Source organism: Parabacteroides merdae ATCC 43184, assembly GCF_025151215.1.
GTDB classification, from domain to species: domain Bacteria; phylum Bacteroidota; class Bacteroidia; order Bacteroidales; family Tannerellaceae; genus Parabacteroides; species Parabacteroides merdae.
In genome coordinates this window covers 1720225-1740856 of sequence record NZ_CP102286.1, presented here as the reverse complement: position 1 = coordinate 1740856, position 20632 = coordinate 1720225, and the positions used below count along the sequence as shown (strand labels likewise).

Annotated in this window: 14 protein-coding genes and 1 pseudogene; 12 read left to right on the top strand and 3 right to left on the bottom strand. The window is 46.0% G+C overall.

The features are described from left to right. Positions 1–19: 19 nt before the first annotated feature. From NQ542_RS07210 to NQ542_RS07195, 4 genes are all read left to right on the top strand, one after another. A complete protein-coding gene (locus tag NQ542_RS07210; protein ID WP_005648760.1) occupies positions 20–3136 on the top strand; it encodes an efflux RND transporter permease subunit in 3117 nt (1038 codons plus the stop codon). Next, a complete protein-coding gene (locus tag NQ542_RS07205; protein WP_005638793.1) occupies positions 3133–4314 on the top strand; it encodes a TolC family protein in 1182 nt (393 codons plus the stop codon). The genes NQ542_RS07210 and NQ542_RS07205 overlap by 4 nt, the downstream gene beginning before the upstream one ends. 169 nt (positions 4315–4483) lie before the next feature. Continuing rightward, positions 4484–6793, top strand: a complete 2310-nt coding sequence (locus NQ542_RS07200; protein ID WP_005638792.1) for a GH92 family glycosyl hydrolase — start codon at positions 4484–4486, stop codon at positions 6791–6793. A 66-nt stretch (positions 6794–6859) separates the two neighbouring features. After that, positions 6860–9097 (top strand): GH92 family glycosyl hydrolase, encoded by a 2238-nt coding sequence (locus NQ542_RS07195; protein WP_371745027.1) that lies wholly within the window; start codon positions 6860–6862, stop codon positions 9095–9097. 147 nt (positions 9098–9244) lie between these two features. Here the strand turns inward: NQ542_RS07195 and NQ542_RS17945 are convergent. Further along, a pseudogene (locus tag NQ542_RS17945) lies at positions 9245–9346 on the bottom strand (ATP-binding protein); the annotation flags it as partial. Positions 9347–9548: 202 nt separating this feature from the next. Here NQ542_RS17945 and NQ542_RS07190 point away from each other — a divergent pair. Continuing rightward, complete coding sequence (locus NQ542_RS07190; RefSeq protein WP_005638789.1) at positions 9549–10091, top strand: UpxY family transcription antiterminator; 543 nt, start codon at positions 9549–9551, stop codon at positions 10089–10091. A 10-nt stretch (positions 10092–10101) separates the two neighbouring features. Here NQ542_RS07190 and NQ542_RS07185 read toward each other — a convergent pair whose 3' ends face one another. Both NQ542_RS07185 and NQ542_RS07180 read right to left on the bottom strand, forming a co-directional pair. After that, entirely contained in the window at positions 10102–11625 is a 1524-nt protein-coding gene (locus tag NQ542_RS07185; RefSeq protein WP_005638788.1) for a cobyric acid synthase, read from the bottom strand. Next, positions 11622–12125 carry a GNAT family N-acetyltransferase gene (locus NQ542_RS07180; protein WP_005638787.1) on the bottom strand — a complete coding sequence of 168 codons (504 nt, stop codon included), beginning with the start codon at positions 12123–12125 and terminating at the stop codon, positions 11622–11624. Before NQ542_RS07180 ends, NQ542_RS07185 begins: the two co-directional genes overlap by 4 nt. Positions 12126–12893: 768 nt before the next feature. On the opposite strand from NQ542_RS07180, the gene NQ542_RS07175 reads away from it, so the two are divergent. From NQ542_RS07175 to NQ542_RS07145, 7 genes are all read left to right on the top strand, one after another. Next, positions 12894–13484 carry a hypothetical protein gene (locus tag NQ542_RS07175; protein WP_005638780.1) on the top strand — a complete coding sequence of 197 codons (591 nt, stop codon included), beginning with the start codon at positions 12894–12896 and terminating at the stop codon, positions 13482–13484. 1 nt (position 13485) lies between these two features. Next, a complete protein-coding gene (locus NQ542_RS07170) occupies positions 13486–14358 on the top strand; it encodes a DUF2764 domain-containing protein (protein ID WP_005638778.1) in 873 nt (290 codons plus the stop codon). Between the two features lie 109 nt (positions 14359–14467). Next, entirely contained in the window at positions 14468–16225 is a 1758-nt protein-coding gene (locus NQ542_RS07165; protein WP_005638776.1) for a V-type ATP synthase subunit A, read from the top strand. 8 nt (positions 16226–16233) lie between these two features. Beyond that, positions 16234–17553, top strand: coding sequence for a V-type ATP synthase subunit B (locus NQ542_RS07160; protein WP_005638774.1), 1320 nt, complete (start codon positions 16234–16236; stop codon positions 17551–17553). Positions 17554–17628: 75 nt separating this feature from the next. Beyond that, a complete protein-coding gene (locus tag NQ542_RS07155; RefSeq protein ID WP_005638772.1) occupies positions 17629–18252 on the top strand; it encodes a V-type ATP synthase subunit D in 624 nt (207 codons plus the stop codon). Then, positions 18249–20069, top strand: coding sequence for a V-type ATP synthase subunit I (locus NQ542_RS07150; protein ID WP_005638769.1), 1821 nt, complete (start codon positions 18249–18251; stop codon positions 20067–20069). The genes NQ542_RS07155 and NQ542_RS07150 overlap by 4 nt, the downstream gene beginning before the upstream one ends. Before the next feature lie 76 nt (positions 20070–20145). Next, a complete protein-coding gene (locus tag NQ542_RS07145; RefSeq protein ID WP_005638767.1) occupies positions 20146–20598 on the top strand; it encodes a hypothetical protein in 453 nt (150 codons plus the stop codon). Positions 20599–20632 lie beyond the last annotated feature (34 nt).

Genomic DNA, 20632 nt, shown 5'->3' with positions numbered 1-20632 from the left:
TTGACAATTAAAAAAGATTATGCTGAATAAGATAATATATTACTCGCTGCATAACAGGTTGGTTGTATTGATCTGTTCCTTGCTGCTGATGATTGCCGGTACGTATACCGCTTTCCATACAGATGTGGATGTGTTCCCGGATTTGAATGCGCCGACCGTTGTCATTATGACGGAGGCAAACGGTATGGCGCCAGAAGAGGTAGAGCGTCTGGTTACTTTTCCGGTAGAGACGGCTGTGAATGGTGCGATGGATGTGCGCCGTGTCCGTTCGTCTTCTACGACAGGTTTTTCTGTCGTGTGGGTTGAATTCGATTGGGGAACGGATATTTACCGGGCCCGTCAGATCGTTTCCGAAAAGTTGGCTGTCGTCAGTGAGAGCCTGCCGGAGAATGTCGGGAAACCGACGCTGGGCCCGCAGTCTTCCATTTTAGGGGAAATGATGATTATCGGGCTGACGGTTGATGATAGTAAGAGTGGTTCACGAATCGCCCCTACAACCCAAATGGACTTGCGTACGATTGCCGACTGGACCATCCGTCCGCGATTACTCTCGACGGGAGGAGTGGCACAGGTTGCCGTGATCGGTGGCGATATCAAGGAGTACCAGATATTGCTTGATCCCGCCCGCATGAAGCACTACGGTGTAAGCTTGGGTGAAGTTCTGGCCGTTACCCGCAACATGAACCGGAATGCCAATGGTGGTGTCCTTTATGAATATGATAACGAATACATCATCAGGGGTGTTCTTTCTACTGCGAATGCCGAGGAGATCGGAAAGGGAGTTGTCAAGATTGTCGGAGATTTCCCCGTTTTATTGGAAAATATCGCAACAGTGAAGATTGGCAGCAAAAGTCCGAAGCTTGGAACTGCTTCCGAACGGGCGAAACCTGCCGTGTTGATTACGGTCACGAAACAGCCGAACACCAGTACGATCGACTTGACGGAAAAGTTAGACGCGATTATGGCAGACTTGCAGAAGAACCTGCCTGCTGATGTGCACGTTTCGACCGACATATTCCGTCAGAGCCGCTTTATTGACAGCTCTATTGATAATGTGAAGAACAGTCTGTTCGAAGGCAGTTTCTTTGTTGTTATTGTTCTGTTCCTGTTCCTGATGAATATCCGTACAACGGTGATTTCGCTGGTTGCCTTGCCTCTTTCCTTGTTAGTTTCCATATTGACATTGCATTATATGGGATTGACTATTAATACCATGAGTTTGGGAGGGATGGCGATTGCTATCGGTTCGTTGGTCGATGATGCGATTGTTGATGTGGAGAATGTATATAAACGGATACGGGAAAATCATTTGTTGCCTTCCGATCAGCAACGTTCCATTTTGGAAGTTGTGTTCGATGCATCTCGCGAAGTACGTATGCCGATTTTGAATTCGACGCTCATTATCGTGGTCAGCTTCGTGCCCCTTTTCTTCCTGAGCGGGATGGAAGGGCGTATGCTGGTGCCGCTGGGGATCGCCTTTATTGTTGCGCTGTTTGCCTCTACGGTCGTGGCGTTGACATTGACTCCTGTGTTGTGCAGCTACCTGTTGAACCGGAAGCCTACAGACAAGAAAGTAGAGAAGGAGGCATGGGTGGCCCGCAAGTTGAAAGATTTGTATGGCAAAGCCTTGAATGGAGCATTGGCACATAAAAATATGGTGTTAGGGTGTACGATTGGCCTGTTTCTTGTTGCATTGGGAATGTTCTTTACGCTGGGACGTAGCTTCCTGCCGCCATTTAACGAAGGTTCGTTTACGATCAATGTAAGTTCTCTTCCGGGCATTTCCCTCGAAGAATCGGATGAGATGGGACGACGGGCAGAAGAATTGCTGATGCAGGTTCCCGAAATCCAGACTGTTGCCCGCAAGACCGGACGTGCCGAGCTTGACGAGCATGCTTTAGGGGTAAACGTATCGGAAATCGAAGCTCCGTTTGTCTTGAAAGACCGTAGCCGCGATGCGGTTATGAATGATGTCCGTGAGAAATTGTCTACCATCAGTGGAGCTAACATCGAAATAGGACAGCCTATTTCTCATCGTATCGACGCCATGCTCTCCGGTACGGAGGCGAATATCGCAATCAAATTGTTCGGTACGGACTTGAATCTGATGTTTACGGTCGGTAACCAGATCAAGGAGGCTATACAAGGAATCCCCGGTCTGGTGGACTTGAAAGTGGAACAACAGATCGAGCGTCCGCAGCTTACCATTACACCGAAGCGTGAGTTGATGGCACAATATGGCATCACGTTGCCGGAGTTTGAGGAGTATGTCAATGTCATGCTGGGGGGCGAAGCTGTCAGCCAGGTGTATGACAATGGCAAGACATTTGACCTGACGGTAAAGACTTCGGATGAAAGCCGTGCCACAATGGAGGATATCCGTAATCTGATGATCGATGCGGGTGGTAAGAAAGTCCCGTTGAGCTATGTCGCCGAAATCCGTTCCGTGACAGGTCCGAACACGATCAATCGCGAGAATGTGCAGCGTAAGATCGTGATCAGTGGTAATGTTTCCGAGCGCGACCTCCGCAGCATCGTCAATGAGATACAGCAGAAGATAGATGCTTCCATCCAGTTGCCTGAAGGCTATCATATCGAATATGGCGGGCAGTTCGAGAGTGAACAGGCTGCCAGCCGTACGTTACTGCTTACTTCGTTGATGTCTCTGTTGGTGATCTTCCTGTTGCTCTATAATGAGTTTAAGAATGCGAAAGAGAGCGGGGTTATTCTGTTGAACCTACCGTTGGCGTTGATCGGGGGTGTGTTCATCTTGAAGCTGACTTCCGGCGAGGTGAGTATTCCGGCTATTATCGGTTTCATTTCCCTGTTCGGTATTGCCACTCGTAACGGTATGTTGCTGATCAGCCATTACACGCATCTTCGGACTGTAGAGAATGTACCGTTGAAACAAGCCGTCCTGCAAGGTTCTATGGACCGTTTGAATCCTATCCTGATGACGGCGCTCAGTTCGGCTCTCGCGTTAATCCCGCTTGCGCTGAACGGCGATTTGCCAGGCAACGAGATACAAAGTCCGATGGCGACCGTTATCTTAGGAGGTCTGCTGACATCCACTTTCCTGAACGGCTTCATCATCCCGATTGTTTATTTATTAATGAATAAAGAAGATAAAGAATGAAACGATTCATATTAACAATAGCATTGCTTTCTTCTGCATTGGTGGCCGGGGCGCAAACTTCCATCGAGGAAGTGCTCCGGAGTGTAGAGACCAATAACAAGGAATTGCAGGCAAACCGTCAGATGGTGACGGCACAAAAGTTGGAAGCCAAACTGGACAACAACCTGCCTGATCCTACCGTTACTTATTCCCATTTGTATGGAAACAAAGAGGGAATGGGATTTACCGGTGAATTAGTCGCTTCGCAATCATTTGACTTCCCGTCTTTATATATGCAACGGAACAAACTCTCCAAGCAGAAGGGTGAAAACTACGACCGACAGGGCGAAGAAGTGCGCCAGCAGATTTTGTTGCAAGCCAAAGAAGCTTGCCTGGACTTGATCTTTCTGAATCAGCAAAAGAACCTGCTGGATATCCGTCGGAAAAGCGCCGAACAGCTTGCCGCACTCTATCAGCAACGCTTGGAACAGGGTGATGCCAATATTTTGGAAACGAACAAGATCGAACTTGAACTTTTGAACGTCCGTAACGAGGTACGCATGAACGAAGCGGCTCGTGTGAATAAACAGCGGGAGCTAGAAATGCTGAACGGGGGGATTGCTATTCAGTTGACTGATACGGCTTACGAGGTTGTGGAGCTTCCGCTCTCGTTTGCCGACCTGCGCCAGGAAATCTTGGAGAATGATCGGCGTCTGTTGTCTTTGCAAAGTGCGAAGGCCGTATCATCGAGACAAATCAGTGTCAACAAGACGATGGGGCTGCCTTCGTTTGAGTTGGGTTACCGTATGAACCCATCTTCGGGTGGCGAACGTTTCAATGGCTTTTTGGTCGGCATCAGTATTCCTCTTTTCTCAAACCGCAACAATGTGAAACAGGCGAAAGCACAGAACCTTTACACCGATTTGCAACTGGAAAGCACGATGACGGCGGTAGAGAATGAATTGCTCCAACTCTATAACCAGTCGGTAGCCTTGAAGACTTCCATCGACGAATATGGCGAAGTGCTGGAGAGCCAGAATAACCTGGCGTTGTTGAATAAGGCGATCCAAGCGGGACAAATCTCGATGATCGAATATTTTGTAGACGTCACCACGCTCTATCAGAGTATGCAGAATCATATGCAGTTGCAGAATGAATACCAGAAGGTGATGGCGCAACTGTATAAGTTCAAACTATAGAGTTGATATCAGGACTCATTAAAAAGCAGTTTTGATCAGAAGGGAGGTTGTTCATAGATGGGTAACCTCCCTTTTTATTGATTTTTGAGAAAAATTCACATTACTTGCTTTTACTTAAGGAGTTGTTTGACTTATCTTTGTAAGTAGAATATTAATCGTATAAATAAAAATGAAGAAAAAAAGTATATGGGCTTTTGCTCTTATTGCTATGCTAACCTGCCTGGGAAGGCCTGCCGTTGCGTCAGACGGTGCTTTTGACCCGGTAGAGTTTGTTAATCCTTTAATGGGGACGCAATCGTCGTTTGAGCTATCAACCGGTAACACCTATCCGGCTATAGCACGTCCTTGGGGCATGAATTTTTGGACCCCGCAAACCGGTAAGATGGGGGATGGATGGGGGTATACCTATACCGCCAATAAGATACGTGGCTTTAAACAAACCCATCAGCCAAGTCCCTGGATCAATGATTACGGGCAGTTTGCCATCATGCCGGTTGTCGGTACTCCTGAATTTGATCAGGATAGACGGGCCAGTTGGTTCTCTCATAAGAGTGAGATAGCAAAACCGTACTACTATGAAGTCTATCTGGCAGAGCATGATGTGAAAACCGAACTGACACCGACTGATCGTGCTGCCATGTTTCGTTTCACTTTCCCGGAAAACGAACATTCCTATGTCGTAGTGGATGCGTTTGACAAAGGTTCCTATATCAAAGTGATCCCTGAAGAAAACAAGGTTATCGGTTATACGACCAAGAATAGCGGTGGTGTACCGGATAATTTCAAAAACTATTTCGTTATCGAATTTGATAAACCTTTCACTTATGAAGCAACTTTTGCCGATGCAACTTTGAAGGAAGGTGTTCGTGAGCAACAATCCGACCATGTCGGTGCCGTTATCGGTTTTAAGACGACGAAAGGCGAGATTGTACATGCAAAGGTCGCTTCTTCGTTTATCAGTTTCGAACAAGCTTCGCTCAATCTGAAAGAGTTGGGTTCTGACAATTTTGACACATTGGTACAAAAAGGCAAAGATGTTTGGAATAAGGAGTTGAGTAAGATCGAAGTGGAAGGTGGCACTCTGGACCAGTATCGGACGTTCTATTCCTGTATGTACCGTTCGCTTCTGTTTCCCCGTAAGTTTTATGAAATAGACGCCTTAGGGAAAGTTGTACATTATAGTCCTTATAATGGAAAAGTATTGCCGGGCTATATGTTTACGGATACTGGTTTCTGGGATACTTTCCGTAGTCTGTTCCCGTTCCTGAACCTGATGTACCCGACCATGTCGAAAGAAATGCAGGAAGGTTTGATCAATGCTTATAAGGAAAGCGGTTTCTTCCCCGAATGGGCAAGTCCCGGACATCGTGGTTGTATGGTGGGCAACAATTCCGCTTCGGTTTTGGTGGATGCTTACGTCAAAGGTATAAAGGTGGATGATCTCGAAACATTGTACAAAGGTTTGATCCACGGAACGGAAAATGTACATCCGACGGTTTCTTCCACCGGCCGCTTAGGACATGAATATTACAATAAATTGGGCTATGTGCCTTATGATGTAAAGATTAACGAGAATGCTGCTCGTACGTTGGAATATGCCTATAATGACTGGTGTATCTACCAGATTGCAAAAGATCTGGGACGTCCCAAAAAAGAACTGGATTTGTATGCCAAACGTGCAATGAACTATAAAAACTTGTTTGATAAGGAGACCAAGTTGATGCGCGGAAAGAATAAGGACGGCAACTTCATGGCTCCTTTCTCGCCGTTGAAATGGGGAGATGCTTTTACAGAAGGGAATAGCTGGCATTATACATGGTCGGTTTTTCACGATCCGCAGGGATTGATCGATTTGATGGGGGGACGAAAAGAATTCATCACTATGCTGGATTCCGTATTTGCTGTTCCTCCCGTATTTGATGATAGTTATTATGGACAGGTTATCCATGAGATTCGTGAAATGCAGATTATGAATATGGGAAACTATGCACATGGCAACCAGCCGATCCAGCATATGATTTATCTGTACAATTATGCCGGTGAGCCTTGGAAAGCCCAATACTGGCTACGTCAGGTGATGGACCGTATGTACACTCCGACACCGGATGGCTATTGTGGTGACGAAGATAACGGACAGACTTCCGCCTGGTATGTATTCTCTGCTCTTGGCTTTTATCCGGTTGCTCCCGGAACGACACAATATGTATTGGGCGCACCTTTGTTTAAGAAAGCCACTTTGCATTTTGAAAATGGAAAGAGCTTGGTTGTCAATGCACCGGAGAACAGTGACAAGAATATCTATATCGAGTCTATGTCTTTTAACGGAAAGAATTATACGAAAAACTATCTGGAACATTTCGAACTGCTGAAAGGCGGTGTCTTGGATATCAAAATGGGAGATGAGCCGAATATGAACAGAGGAGTGAGTCCGGAAGATTTTCCATATTCATTTTCAGTAAATGAAAAACAAAAGAAATAAACAATGGAGATACTAAAGAAAACAGGAAAATTTTTATTGGGCGTCGTGATCGGAGTTGCCATCATGATGTTTGCCGATAGGTATTATGTCAAAGGAAAACGGTTGATCGCCGATAACCTGCCGAAAGAACCGGTAGAATATGTTAACCCTTATATGGGGAACATCAGCCATCTGCTGGTGCCGACTTATCCGACCGTCCATCTGCCTAACAGTATGTTGCGCGTCTATCCCGAACGTGGTGATTTTACGGGAGACCGGTTGGGTGGGTTGCCTCTCATCGTGACAAGCCATCGAGGTAGTTCGGCTTTCAACCTGAGTCCTTATCAGGGTGATGAGGCGGGTCTGAAACCTGTTATCCAGTATAGTTACGATCGGGAAAAGATTGTCCCGTATCGATATCAGGTATATTTGGATGAGGCGAATATCGAGGTCGATTATGCTCCATCTCACCAGAGCGCGGTTTATAGCCTTACGTTCGAGAAAGACGGACCGGCTTATCTGGTGTTCAATAGCCGGAATGGAGAGTTGAAATGTGATGGAAACACTGTCAGTGGTTTTCAATATGTAGATAAGAAAACAAAGGTCTATTTATATGCCGAAACAGACAAGACACCGGAGAAATCCGGTGTCCTGGCCAGTGGAACCGTGAAGTATGGTAAATCGTCCGTAGAGGGAAAAGATGCCGCCTTGACATTGGCTTTCTCCGGTCAGAAAGAGATCGGTGTGCGCTATGGAATCTCTTTTATTAGCACAGAACAAGCCCGGAAGAACCTGGAACGTGAGATCAACTCATATGATGTAAGTGCAATCGCCCGGATCGGACGAAACGAATGGAACGATGCTTTAGGCAAGATACAGGTAAGTGGAGGAAGTGAAAACGACAAGACCGTTTTCTATACTTCCTTATACCGTTGTTATGAACGTCCGGTGAATCTGAGCGAAGACGGTAAATACTATAGTGCTTTTGATGGCAAGATACATGAAGACGGTGGCCGTTCGTTCTATACCGACGACTGGATTTGGGATACCTATCGTGCTACCCATCCGCTTCGTATCCTGATCGATAAAGAACGTGAGACCGATATTATCAACTCTTATCTCTTGATGGCCCAGCAAATGGGGACGAACTGGATGCCGACATTCCCTGAAGTGACCGGCGACTCCCGCCGTATGAACTCCAACCATGCCGTTGCCACTGTTATCGATGCTTGGCGGAAAGGTGTTCGCGGTTTCGATCTTGAAAAAGCATATGAAGCAGCCCGTAAGGGTATCGAAGAGAAAACGTTGATCCCCTGGTCGGCGGCTCCTTCCGGATGGTTGGATGAATTTTATAAGGAACATGGCTATATTCCAGCTTTGAAACCGGGTGAAAAAGAAACGGTGGCTGATGTCTCTCCGTGGGAAAAGCGCCAACCGGTTGCCGTTACCTTAGGAACGGCTTATGACGAATGGTGTCTTTCTCAGATCGCGGCCGAACTGGGGAAGAAAGAGGATGCGGAATATTTCCTTGCCCGGTCTTATAACTACCGGAATCTCTTTAATCCGGAAACCCGTTTCTTCCATCCGAAGGATAAGGACGGTAAGTTTATCGAAGGTGTGGATTATCGGTATTCTGGTGGTTTGGGTGCTCGCGATTATTATGATGAAAATAATGGTTATATTTATCGTTGGGATGTACAACACAATATCGGCGACTTGGTTTCGCTTATCGGAGGAAACGAGGTCTTTACGGCTGCTCTCGATTCGATGTTTGATACTCCTTTAGGAATGTCCAAGTGGCAATTCTACTCGTTTTTGCCTGATCATACCGGCAATGTCGGAATGTTCTCGATGGCAAATGAACCGAGCCTGCATATCCCGTATCTGTATAATTATGCCGGACAACCCTGGAAGACGCAGAAACGCATCCGTGTCCTGCTTGACCAATGGTTCCGTAACGACCTGATGGGAGTTCCAGGTGATGAGGACGGGGGAGGCATGTCTGCCTTTGTGGTGTTTAGCATGATGGGATTTTATCCGGTGACACCAGGATCTCCGACTTACAATATCGGCAGTCCGGTCTTTTCGGATGTGAAGATCGACCTCGGAGGTGGCAATGTGTTCGAGATCGTGGCTGATGGCGCTTCCCATGATAATAAATATGTGCAATCGGCTACGTTGAACGGCGAAGAGTTGAGTGGGCCTTGGTTTGACCATAGTCGGATTACCGCCGGCGGTGTCCTGTCTCTGAAGATGGGACCGAAAGCAAATAAGAAATGGGGGATTGGAAATCCTCCGCCATCGGTGGGTCCGATGCAGAAGTAATGAAAAGCGGTGTGTCAAAATGTACTTGTCTCCGCTCCTACAGGGGGGTGCAAAAGAACAGGTCTTATCAATCAGATATTTATATGGTCTGTTTTTATGTGATCCTATGTGGAGTACGGGAACAAGGCTGTTTTGCACACCGCGTTTTTATTCGAGTGGTAGTGTGAACCAGAAAGTAGAACCGGAACCTTTTACAGAGTCGACCCCGATTGCCCCGTTCAAACTCTCGATGATGGTCCTACTGATTGTCTTCCGGAATATTCGGCTTTTGAAATATATTGATGTCGATATACATACGTTCAGCATCAAAGAAATTCAGATAAGTCTTCTCTTGAATAGTGTGTATATTTGTTCGTACAGAGATAATTATTGATATTCAGGGAAAATAACAAGATTAATCCGGCTCGTTCGGAAATGGATAAAGGTTTATTGAATATGGGCCATTCCATGTATGAAAAATAGTCGTATATTTGTGTACGTTATGGAGAAAAAAGAACTTAAGATAAACGCCGATAAGACAAGTTGGTATGTGTTGTATACCGCTCCCAGGGCGGAAAAGCAGGTGAGGGACCGGATCAATGCGCTTGGAGTCGAGTGCTGGCTTCCGCTTCATCGTGCGCCCAGGGTCTGGTCTGACCGTGTCAAAATCGTGGAGTTGCCATTATTTAACTCTTATCTGTTTGTACGGTGTACCGACCCGGAGTTAAGAAATCTGACCCGAGTGTATGGCGTGGCCCGTATCGTCTATTACAATGGAAAACCGGCCGTTGTCCGCCAGAAGGAGATCGATGCCATTCAGGATTTTCTCGACCAAGCATCCGAACATGCTTTATGCCCCGGCGAAGAGGTCGAGATCCTTTGCGGAGCCATGAAACATGTTTCCGGAAAAGTAAAGAAGATTAAAAAGAATCATTTAGTTCTTTACCTTGAACAATTAGGGGCTACAGTCTGTGTCAAACTAGATGACGTTGCCAGGGTGGACCGGTTGAAATAATTGACAATTGTCAAACCAGTTGCCGATAGATATAATCCATATCGACATGTTTCCTGACTAAATTCGCCAACTTGTCGTATTGTTCTTCTTTGAATGCTGCATAGTCGAAAGGGTGGTCTGTTGTTTCTTTATCAAATCCTTCGGCCAGGTTGTCCAGGACTTCCGGGTTATCCAGTATTCCGTGCATATAGCTGCCCCAGCATGTGTTATCCAGATAATAACCGTCCGTCCGTCCGTCGTTGAGGACGGCCACCGGATTTTCTGGAGCGTCGCCAAGCAGAGTTGTTCGTCCCATGTGTATCTCGTAGCCGCGACAGCCGTAGGAGATGGTTCGCGAACCGCTTTTACAGGAACCGTCCTTGCATAGCCCAGGCAGAAAGGCAAAGGTGCTTTGGCGAGTTATTTTTTCCGGTTCGATGATCGTACATTGCGGTAGCAGGCCCAGTCCGGGAACGGCGGGCAGGTTTCCTTCGATGGCTTTCGGGTCCTCGAGGCGTGCTCCCATCATTTGATACCCTCCACAGATGCCGATAACTTTTTTCCCGTTTTTATGGGCACGGATAATTGCATCGGCTATACCGCACGCTCGCAGGCTTTGAAGATCCGAAAGTGTATTTTTAGAGCCGGGAAGCAGGATGATATCTGCTTTTTCTATCTCGTCGATATTGTTCGTATAATAGGCATTGAAGCGAGGGTCCATATCCAATACGTCGAAGTCGGTGAAATTAGACATTCGTTTCAGCAAGATGATCGCCACGTTGATTTTTCCGTCCCGGTAAGTATTGTGTTTCATATCGAGGGCGACCGAATCTTCTTCTTCGATTTTGATATCGCGAAACCAAGGAATCACACCTACTACCGGCACACCGGTCAAGTCCTCGATAATCTTCCTGCCATCGTCAAAAAGAGATGCATCTCCCCTGAATTTATTGATAATGATCCCTTTCATCAAAACTCTTTCTTCCGGCTTCAGAAGGGCGATTGTTCCGTAAACAGATCCGAAAACGCCGCCTCTGTCTATGTCGGCAACCAAAAAGGTGGCCGCTCCTGCCTGCTCGGCCATCCGCATATTGGTGATGTCTCGGTCGCGCAGGTTTAGTTCGGAAATGCTACCGGCCCCTTCCAGGACGATCGGGCTATAGCGACTTTCCAGGCGATGGAAGGCTTCAATCGCTTCTTTGAATAATACCTCTTTTTGGTTTTGCATACCGAAATAATCCTGTGCCGACATGTTTCCGACCGGCCGGCCGTTCAAGACGACTTGGGAGCTTTTATCATTCGTCGGTTTCAGCAACACCGGGTTCATATCCGTATGCGGGGCGATCCCGCAGGCTTCGGCCTGTACCACCTGTGCACGTCCCATTTCTCCTCCTTCGGGAGTGGAGTAGGAGTTGAGTGACATATTTTGCGCCTTGAATGGTGCCGGATGATATCCGTCTTGCTTGAATATACGGCAGAAAGCTGCATTGATAACGCTTTTGCCTGCATCGGAACAAGTCCCGACAAACATGATCGGTTTTAGGCGTACGTTCATTCCTTTACCTCCATTCTCATTATGTAATCGTTCATGTAATAGCCGTTCCCGATATGGAAATCACGGGTTGCATGTTCGTGAAATCCCATATGTTTATAGAAACCTACGGCTGGGTTGTGGCGGTTTACGTTCAGTTCTATCGTAAAGGGGCTCGGATGGATCGTTTTCAGGTAGGCTATTCCCTGTTCGATAATGAAACGCCCGATTCCCGAACCGTGTAGGGAAGGCAAAGAGTATATTTTTTGGAATTCATATAAATCCTTTTCTACGGTCTCGATAGACAAGTAGCCGGAAGGGACACCGTCGGCATAGATGATGAAGAACTGGTGATGAAGTTCGCTCATTTGCTTTTGAAGGCTTTCATTGCTGTACATCATCTCGAACATATAGTCGAGTTGTTCGCGGGAGAGGATGGAACCATAGGTCGGTTCCCAGATATTGGATGCCAGAGTCTGGATAAGGGGACAATCGGCAAGGGTTGCTTTTTCGATGGAAAACATATATTTTGGATTTACAATGAATGATAAAAAATTGTGACGCAAAGATAGAATGCGAATTGTCATTTCGATAGAAAAAAGACTGTTTTGAATAGATTTGGAACGTTAAAAAATATTACTTGCTATGCTTGCCGCTAAGAGCCTGTTTGAATTTAGCATTTGTTGGTTTTGAGAGTAGTATTGATGTTTTTCTGTAGGAGATGCCGTCTTTTTTCATGAAACACGTGACTTATTTTGCTTCAAACAGGCAGAAAAAGTGCCGAAGATTCCCGTTTACAGGCTTTTTACACCCGGATGTGAACGGTCTTGACACCCGAGTGTGAATGATATCGAGACCCGGGTGTCAATGGGTTTATCTTATTATGTTATTGAAAATAAGTCATGTGAAGAAAAATATCGGACAGGCAGTTAATGACAGTATGATAGATGGAAAAGGCATCCATCATACCTACTATCATTGCTTTTGTCCATTGATATTCAATTGATAAAAGGCGATTAGTGATAGTATGACAGTAGTTTTTCAAAATATATAAATATGATAGATATGGTCTGGTTCTGATATTTTTTAATTCAAACTTGGAAAAGTTTTGCGAAAAGGGTATTTTATCTGTTATCTATCACAAGCAGGTGGCGACCATCCCGACTAACCAGTGGTGTGAAAAATTGTATAATCGCAAATTTTTAGGATAGACTGAATGCTAATTCAAAGAAAAGAATAACTTTGTAGGCGTTTAATACTTACGTGGGAACAACTTAAAAAAATATATAGAAATGGATACAAAGATTCAGGAACTGACCGACAAAATCTACAAAGAAGGTGTAGAGAAAGGCAACGAAGAAGCAGGGCGAATCATTGCCGATGCAAATGCTCAGAAACAGGCTATTTTGACTGAGGCAGAAGCAGAAGCAAAGCGTATTGTGGCACAGGCTGAAAAGCAGGCCGCCGAGTTGAAAAAGAATACGGAAGCCGAGTTGAAGCTGTTTGCTACCCAATCTGTAGAAGCACTGAAGAGCGAAGTGGTAAATCTCATTACGGGAAAAATTACTTCCTCCAATGTGAAAGCGATCGTTTCTGATACTGCATTTATGCAGAAAGTGATTTTAGAAATGGCAAAGGAATGGGTTGTGAAGGAGGCGATTACGATCCGGACGGCCGATGCCGATGCTCTCACCAAATATTTTGAAGCCAATGCCAAAAGCCTCTTGGACGGAGGTGTGAAGATTGAAAAAGTGAGCGGCCATGATGCTTCTTTCACAATCGTCCCGGCTGACGGTTCGTATAAAGTAAGTTTCGGAGAAGACGAGTTTGTTGCTTTCTTCAAGGAATTCCTTCGTCCAGGATTGGTAGAAATGCTGTTCTGATATGGGTAAATATTATTGCTTAATCGCAGGACTCCCCAATATTGCGCTCGATGATAGTAAATTGACCTATTCCATCAGTCAATTCAGACAGGAATTGGACGGTATACTGACGAAGGCCGATAAGAAGTTGATCGATCTGTTCTTTCTCAAATTCGACAATAAGAACCTGATTGCTCATGCCAAACAACCGGATCGTGATCCGGACCCACGGGGACGTATAACGTATGATGAGTTTGATGCTCTTTACAAAGCGTTGAAGGAAGAAGAAAAGCCACCCAAGAATGACCGGATACCTCCTTATTTCAAAGAGTTTTTCAAGCTTTATCTTGAAGCACAAGGCAAAGAAAACAAACAGGAAATTCCCTGGGAAGACCGTCTGGCAGCCCTCTATTATGCGTATGCCATGAAAAATGCGAATAAGTTCGTCAGCGATTGGTTCTGCTTAAATTTGAATATCAACAATATGTTGACCGCTATTACCTGCCGTAAACATGGTTTCGATAAAGCCGGGTATATCGTCGGAGATAATGAAGTAGCCCAGGCGCTTCGTACATCCAATGCCCGTGATTTCGGGTTGGGAGACACGGTGGATTATTTGCCTGATCTCTGGCGTATTGCTGAGGAAACGGATTTGATGGTTCGCGAGAAGAAAGTGGACCTTTTGAAGTGGGAATGGCTCGAAGAACATACATTCTTTAAGCCTTTCGATATAGAGAGTGTATTTGCTTATCTGCTGAAGTTGGAAATGATCGAACGCTGGGTGATGCTGGATAAGGCGACCGGTGAAAAGACTTTCCGTGAGATCGTCGGAGCGATGAAGAAAGGCAGCGAGCATGCCCTGGAAGAATTTGGAAAATTAAAAATGAAGAATTAAAAATTAAAAAATAAAAGAGTTAAGGATAAAGGAGTAAGGAATTTTCAAGGATTGAGTTCGACGCACAATCTTGATTTTTTAATTCTTAATTCTTAATTAATTAAACGTTATGGCTACGAAAGGAATTGTAAAAGGGATCGTCTCCAACCTTGTTACCGTAGAGGTGGATGGACCGGTTTCCCAAAATGAGATCTGTTACATTTCCGTAGGAGGCGTGAAGCTGATGGCGGAAGTTATTAAGGTAATAGGCAAGAATGCTTTTGTACAGGTATTTGAGAGCACTCGCGGTATGCGGGTGGGTGACGAAGCCGAGTTTGAAGGACATATGTTGGAGGTAACGTTGGGACCGGGTATGTTGTCACGCAACTACGATGGTTTGCAGAACGACCTCGATAAGATGGAAGGCGTTTTCCTCAGGCGTGGAGAATATACGTTCCCGTTGGACAATGATAAGTTGTGGGATTTCAAACCTCTTGCCAAAGTGGGTGACAAGGTGACTGCTGGTGGCTGGTTGGGTGAAGTGGACGAAAATTTCCAGCCTCACAAGATCATGGTTCCTTTTACCTTCAAAGGAGAATATACGGTCAAGAGCCTGAAAGAAGCAGGACAATATACAATAGGAGAGGTGATAGCCGTCTTGACGGACGAAACCGGCAAAGATGTGGAGGTGACGATGATACAACGCTGGCCGGTAAAACGTGCCATCACCTGTTACAAAGAAAAACCACGTCCTTATAAGTTGCTCGAAACGGGTGTCCGTACGATCGATACGGTAAATCCGATCGTAGAAGGTGGTACAGGATTTATCCCCGGACCGTTCGGAACCGGAAAGACCGTGCTTCAGCACGCTATCTCCAAACAGGCTGAGGCAGATATCGTAATCATTGCCGCCTGCGGCGAGCGTGCGAACGAGGTAGTGGAAATCTTTACCGAGTTCCCGGAACTGATCGACCCGCATACGGGCCGTAAGTTGATGGAGCGTACCATCATTATCGCGAATACGTCAAACATGCCTGTGGCTGCCCGTGAAGCATCCGTATATACGGCTATGACGATCGCCGAGTATTACAGGAGCATGGGATTGAAGGTGCTTTTAATGGCTGACTCGACTTCCCGTTGGGCACAGGCTTTGCGCGAGATGTCCAACCGCTTGGAAGAACTTCCCGGACCGGACGCGTTTCCGATGGACTTGTCTGCAATCGTGGCTAACTTCTATGCACGTGCCGGCTATGTACATTTGAATAATGGTGAAACGGGTTCCGTAACTTTCATCGGTACGGTATCGCCTGCCGGTGGTAACCTGAAAGAGCCTGTGACGGAAAATACGAAGAAAGTGGCCCGTTGTTTCTATGCTTTGGAACAGGAGCGTGCCGACCGTAAACGTTATCCGGCCGTGAATCCGATCGACAGTTATTCCAAGTATCTGGAATATCCCGAATTCCAGGAATATATTGCGGGTCATATCTCTCCGACCTGGATCGACAAGGTGAACGAGATCAAGACTCGTATGTTGCGCGGTAAGGAAATTTCCGAACAGATCAATATCCTCGGTGACGACGGCGTACCTGTAGAATATCACGTGATTTTCTGGAAATCGGAACTGATCGACTTCGTGATCCTGCAACAGGATGCATTCGATGCGATCGACGCGGTAACCCCTCTTGCGCGTCAGGAGTTTATGCTGAACAAGGTTGTGAAGATTTGTCATGCCGAGTTCAAGTTCAACACTTTCCTCGAAGTAATGGAATACTTTAAGAAGATGATCAACATCTTTAAGCAGATGAACTATTCCGAATATGAGAGCGAACAGTTCAAGAAGTTTAACGACCAACTTGACGCACTGATTGCAGAGCGCGAAGATAAATAATAGAGTGTATGGCAACAAAAGCATTTCAAAAGATATATACAAAGATTACCCAGATTACAAAAGCTACCTGTTCGCTGAAAGCGACGGGAGTAGGGTATGACGAGTTGGCCTCTGTCGACGGCAAGCTGGCTCAGGTGGTAAAGATTATCGGCGATGAAGTGACCTTGCAGGTCTTTTCCGGTACGGAAGGTATCCGTACGAATGCCGAAGTCGTGTTCATGGGAAAAGCGCCTTCGTTGAAAGTCGGGGACCAGTTGGCCGGCCGTTTCTTCAACGCGTATGGTGATCCGATCGATGGCGGTCCTGTTCCCGAAGGCAAAGATGTTGAAATCGGCGGTCCGTCTGTGAATCCGGTTCGTCGTCAGCAACCTTCCGAACTGATCGCTACGGGTATTGCCGGTATCGACTTGAACAATACGTTGGTAACTGGACAGAAGATCCCGTTTTTTGCTGACCCCGACCAGCCGTTCAACCAGGTAATGGCAATGGTTGCCTTGCGTGCCCAGTCCGATAAGATTATCCTAGGCGGTATGGGGATGACGAATGACGACTATTTGTTCTTTAAGAATACGTTTAGCAATGCCGGTGCGCTGGATCGTATCGTCAGCTTTATCAATACGACGGAAGACCCCTCTGTAGAACGTATCCTGATCCCCGATATGGCCTTATGTGCGGCCGAATATTTTGCCGTGCAGAAGAACGAAAAAGTGTTGGTGTTGCTTACCGACATGACCAACTACGCGGATGCTTTGGCTATCGTGTCCAACCGTATGGACCAGATCCCGTCGAAGGACTCCATGCCGGGTTCCTTGTATTCCGATTTGGCTAAGATTTACGAAAAAGCAGTTCAGTTCCCTGCCGGTGGTTCGATCACGATTATTGCCGTGACGACTTTGTCCGGTGGTGATATCACGCATGCTGTGCCTGACAATACAGGTTACATCACCGAAGGGCAGTTGTACCTCCGTAAGGATAGCGATGTCGGCAAGGTAATCGTCGACCCGTTCCGAAGTCTGTCCCGTCTGAAACAATTGGTGACCGGGAAGAAGACACGCGAGGATCATCCGCAGGTGATGAATGCTGCCGTTCGCCTGTATGCCGATGCCGCCAATGCGAAGACGAAGATGGAGAACGGTTTCGACCTGACGGACTACGATAACCGTACGTTGGCTTTTGCAAAGGATTATTCCGAAAAGCTATTGGCTATCGATGTCAATCTCGATACGACCGAAATGCTCGATGTGGCATGGGACTTGTTCGGTGAGTATTTCGAACCTGCCGAAGTGAACATCAAACAGGCGTTGGTCGACAAATACTGGAAGAAATAAAAGAATTCTGATTCATAATTTATGAATTATCATCGACTCATAAGTTATGAATCAGAAATCATAAATGTATAGAAAATGGCAATAAAGTTTCAATATAATAAAACCTCTCTTCAGCAATTGGAAAAGCAACTGAAGATGCGTGAGCGTTCCCTGCCGACGATCAAAAGTAAGGAAAGCGCCCTGCGTATCGAAGTGAAGCGGACCAAAGATGAAGTGACGAAATTGGAACTTCAGCTTGAACAGGAGATACAGAGCTATGAAAACATGATGGCTTTGTGGAACGAGTTTAATCCCGAACTGATTGCGGTACGGGATGTTTCTCTTTCTACCAAAAAGATAGCCGGTGTAGTGGTCCCTGTGTTGGACGAGATCGAATTCGAGATCGGCCGTTACAGCCTGTTCAATGCCCCTGCTTGGTTTACCGACGGTATCGAACTGTTGAAGAAGTTGGCGCGTACCGGCATCGAAGCTGAGTTTTCGGGTATGAAGTTGGAGTTGTTGGAGCATGCGCGGAAGAAAACCACTCAGAAAGTGAATCTTTTTGAGAAGGTACAGATTCCGGGTTATAAAGATGCGATCCGCAAAGTGAAACGATTCATGGAAGACGAGGAAAGTCTCTCCAAGTCATCACAAAAGATCATGCGGGCTAATCAGGAAAAGCGTAAAGCGAAAGAAGAAAAAGAGGAGGCTGAAGTATGATAGTAAAGATGAGCAAGTATGCCTTTATGGTATATCATAGAGAATATGATGCATTCCTCACGACTCTCCGCGAATTGGGTGTTGTGCATGTGAAGGAAACGAATTCTGTTCTGGATAATGCGGAACTACAGGCTTTGCTGGCCGAACGGAAACAGGTAAGTACAGCGATCCGCTATTGCAAGAACTTGAATTCCCAGACGAAAGAGGTGACTGTTGCTCCGGCACGCGGACTGACAAAAGCCGAAGGATTGAAGTTGGTAGGCAAGCTGGAAGAAATGCAAGAAAAGCAGGCCCAGTTACAGGCAGCGAAAGTTTCGCTGGAAAAGGATATCGCTTATATGGATATCTGGGGAGAGTTCAGCTATGCAAATATCAGGCGGTTGAAAAAGGCTGGCTTCGACGTGACGTTTTTTAGTTGCCCGACTTCCAAATACGAACCTAAATGGGGAGAAGAGTACAATGCTTTTCTTGTCAATAATTTCCAGTCGGTTACCTATTTCGTGACGGTCACCAAGACGGGAACGCCAATCGATATCGATGCTGAACGTCCGAAAATGCCCGACCGGGGATTGGCAAAACTTCATCTTGCGATGGAACAATTGCTGGATAATATCAAGGTATTGAACAATCAGTTGAAAGAGTATGCAGCTGAGCAATACAATACATTGGTAGAGTTGGAAAAGAATATCCAAAACGAATTCAATCTTTCCAATACGCTGGTGCAGACGGATCGCGAAGCCGGCGATAAGTTGATGTTGCTGGAAGGTTTTGTTCCGACGGAAGAGGCTCCGGCTATGGAGGTCGCCCTTGAAAAAGAAGGTTACTATTTCCAGGAGTTGGATATACAGGATGGGGATCGTGTTCCGATCAAGTTGAAAAATAATAAGTTCAATCGGTTGTACGAACCGATCACCAAGATGTTCTCCTTGCCGAATTACACCGAGTTCGACCCGACACCTCTTTTTGCTCCCTTCTTCATGCTCTTCTTCGGACTGTGCTTCGGAGACGGAGGATATGGTTTGTTAGTGTTATTGGCTTGCTCGTTCTTCAAGCGGAAAGTCAATCCGGACTTCAAACCTTATCTTACCTTGTTCCAGTATTTGGGCTTGGCGGCGATAATCGTCGGTACGTGTACGGGTTCTTTCTTTGGGATCGCATTGGCCGATGTTCCGGCATTATCGAAAGTGAAAGACTACTTTGTAAGCAGTGACAATTTGATGACCTTCTCAATCGTTATCGGTCTGGTTCAGATTATCTTCGGAAAGACGGTTGCCGCTTTTAAGATGAAAGCGCAAAAAGGTGTCAAATATAGTATTGCTCCTTTTGCCTGGGTTTTTGTTATTACGGCATTGGCACTGGCATTCGGGCTGCCGATGCTGAATTTGCAATTGCCCGAAACCGTCAAGACGGTCTTTATCGGTATTGCGGTTATCGGCTTGGTTGTAGCTTACCTGTATAATTCGCCGGGAAAGAATATCTTCCTGAATTTCGGTACAGGGCTTTGGAATACCTACAACATGGCTTCCGGATTGCTGGGTGACACCTTGTCGTATATCCGGTTGTTTGCAATCGGTTTGACAGGTGCGATTTTGGGGGGTGTATTCAACCAGTTGGCCGTAGATATGACGGAGGGCATGAACATCGTGCTGCGTGCGGTATGCATGTTGCTGATCCTGTTGGTCGGCCATGCTATCAACATCGGGCTTTGTACGATCAGTTCGCTTGTCCATCCTCTACGTCTTATCTTTGTCGAATATTATAAAAATGCCGAATTTGAAGGAGGAGGTAAAGAGTACCGGCCTTTTAAGAAAGCATAGGCAAACGAGGTATGTTTATCTATTATTAAAAGTAAATTAAACAATAACAAAAAAATAAATTAAAACAATTATCATTATGGAACCAATTTTATTAGCTTATCTGGGTATTGCGTTGATGACAGGTCTGACTTTCATCGGTAGTAGTTATGGGGTAACGATTGCGGGTAATGCCGTTGTCGGAGCAATGAAGAAAAATCCCGATGCACTGGGTACTTACATCGCATTAAGCGCGTTGCCCTCTTCTCAGGGATTGTATGGATTTGTAGGTTACTTCATGATGCAGAAATTTTTAGTTGATAGCATCACAATGTTGAATGCAACCGCTATCTTCGGTGCAGGCCTGGTGTTGGGTTTTGCAGGTTTGTTCTCTTCTATCCGTCAGGCAGAGGTTTGTGCAAATGGTATCGCAGGCGTTGGAGCCGGCCACAATGTGTTCGGTGCTACTATGGTGATGGCCGTATTCCCCGAATTGTATGCAATTTTGGCTTTGCTGGTTGTTATCCTGATCGGTGGTACTCTTCCGGTATAATATAAATAAACAAACGAAAGAGGCTGTATATAAT

Coding starts and splice junctions, on each gene's coding strand:
- NQ542_RS07210 (WP_005648760.1), top strand. CDS start 20: ATGCTGAATAAGATAATATATTACTCGCTGCATAACAGGTTGGTTGTA.
- NQ542_RS07205 (WP_005638793.1), top strand. CDS start 3,133: ATGAAACGATTCATATTAACAATAGCATTGCTTTCTTCTGCATTGGTG.
- NQ542_RS07200 (WP_005638792.1), top strand. CDS start 4,484: ATGAAGAAAAAAAGTATATGGGCTTTTGCTCTTATTGCTATGCTAACC.
- NQ542_RS07195 (WP_371745027.1), top strand. CDS start 6,860: ATGTTTGCCGATAGGTATTATGTCAAAGGAAAACGGTTGATCGCCGAT.
- NQ542_RS07190 (WP_005638789.1), top strand. CDS start 9,549: ATGAAAAATAGTCGTATATTTGTGTACGTTATGGAGAAAAAAGAACTT.
- NQ542_RS07185 (WP_005638788.1), bottom strand. CDS start 11,625: ATGAACGTACGCCTAAAACCGATCATGTTTGTCGGGACTTGTTCCGAT.
- NQ542_RS07180 (WP_005638787.1), bottom strand. CDS start 12,125: ATGTTTTCCATCGAAAAAGCAACCCTTGCCGATTGTCCCCTTATCCAG.
- NQ542_RS07175 (WP_005638780.1), top strand. CDS start 12,894: ATGGATACAAAGATTCAGGAACTGACCGACAAAATCTACAAAGAAGGT.
- NQ542_RS07170 (WP_005638778.1), top strand. CDS start 13,486: ATGGGTAAATATTATTGCTTAATCGCAGGACTCCCCAATATTGCGCTC.
- NQ542_RS07165 (WP_005638776.1), top strand. CDS start 14,468: ATGGCTACGAAAGGAATTGTAAAAGGGATCGTCTCCAACCTTGTTACC.
- NQ542_RS07160 (WP_005638774.1), top strand. CDS start 16,234: ATGGCAACAAAAGCATTTCAAAAGATATATACAAAGATTACCCAGATT.
- NQ542_RS07155 (WP_005638772.1), top strand. CDS start 17,629: ATGGCAATAAAGTTTCAATATAATAAAACCTCTCTTCAGCAATTGGAA.
- NQ542_RS07150 (WP_005638769.1), top strand. CDS start 18,249: ATGATAGTAAAGATGAGCAAGTATGCCTTTATGGTATATCATAGAGAA.
- NQ542_RS07145 (WP_005638767.1), top strand. CDS start 20,146: ATGGAACCAATTTTATTAGCTTATCTGGGTATTGCGTTGATGACAGGT.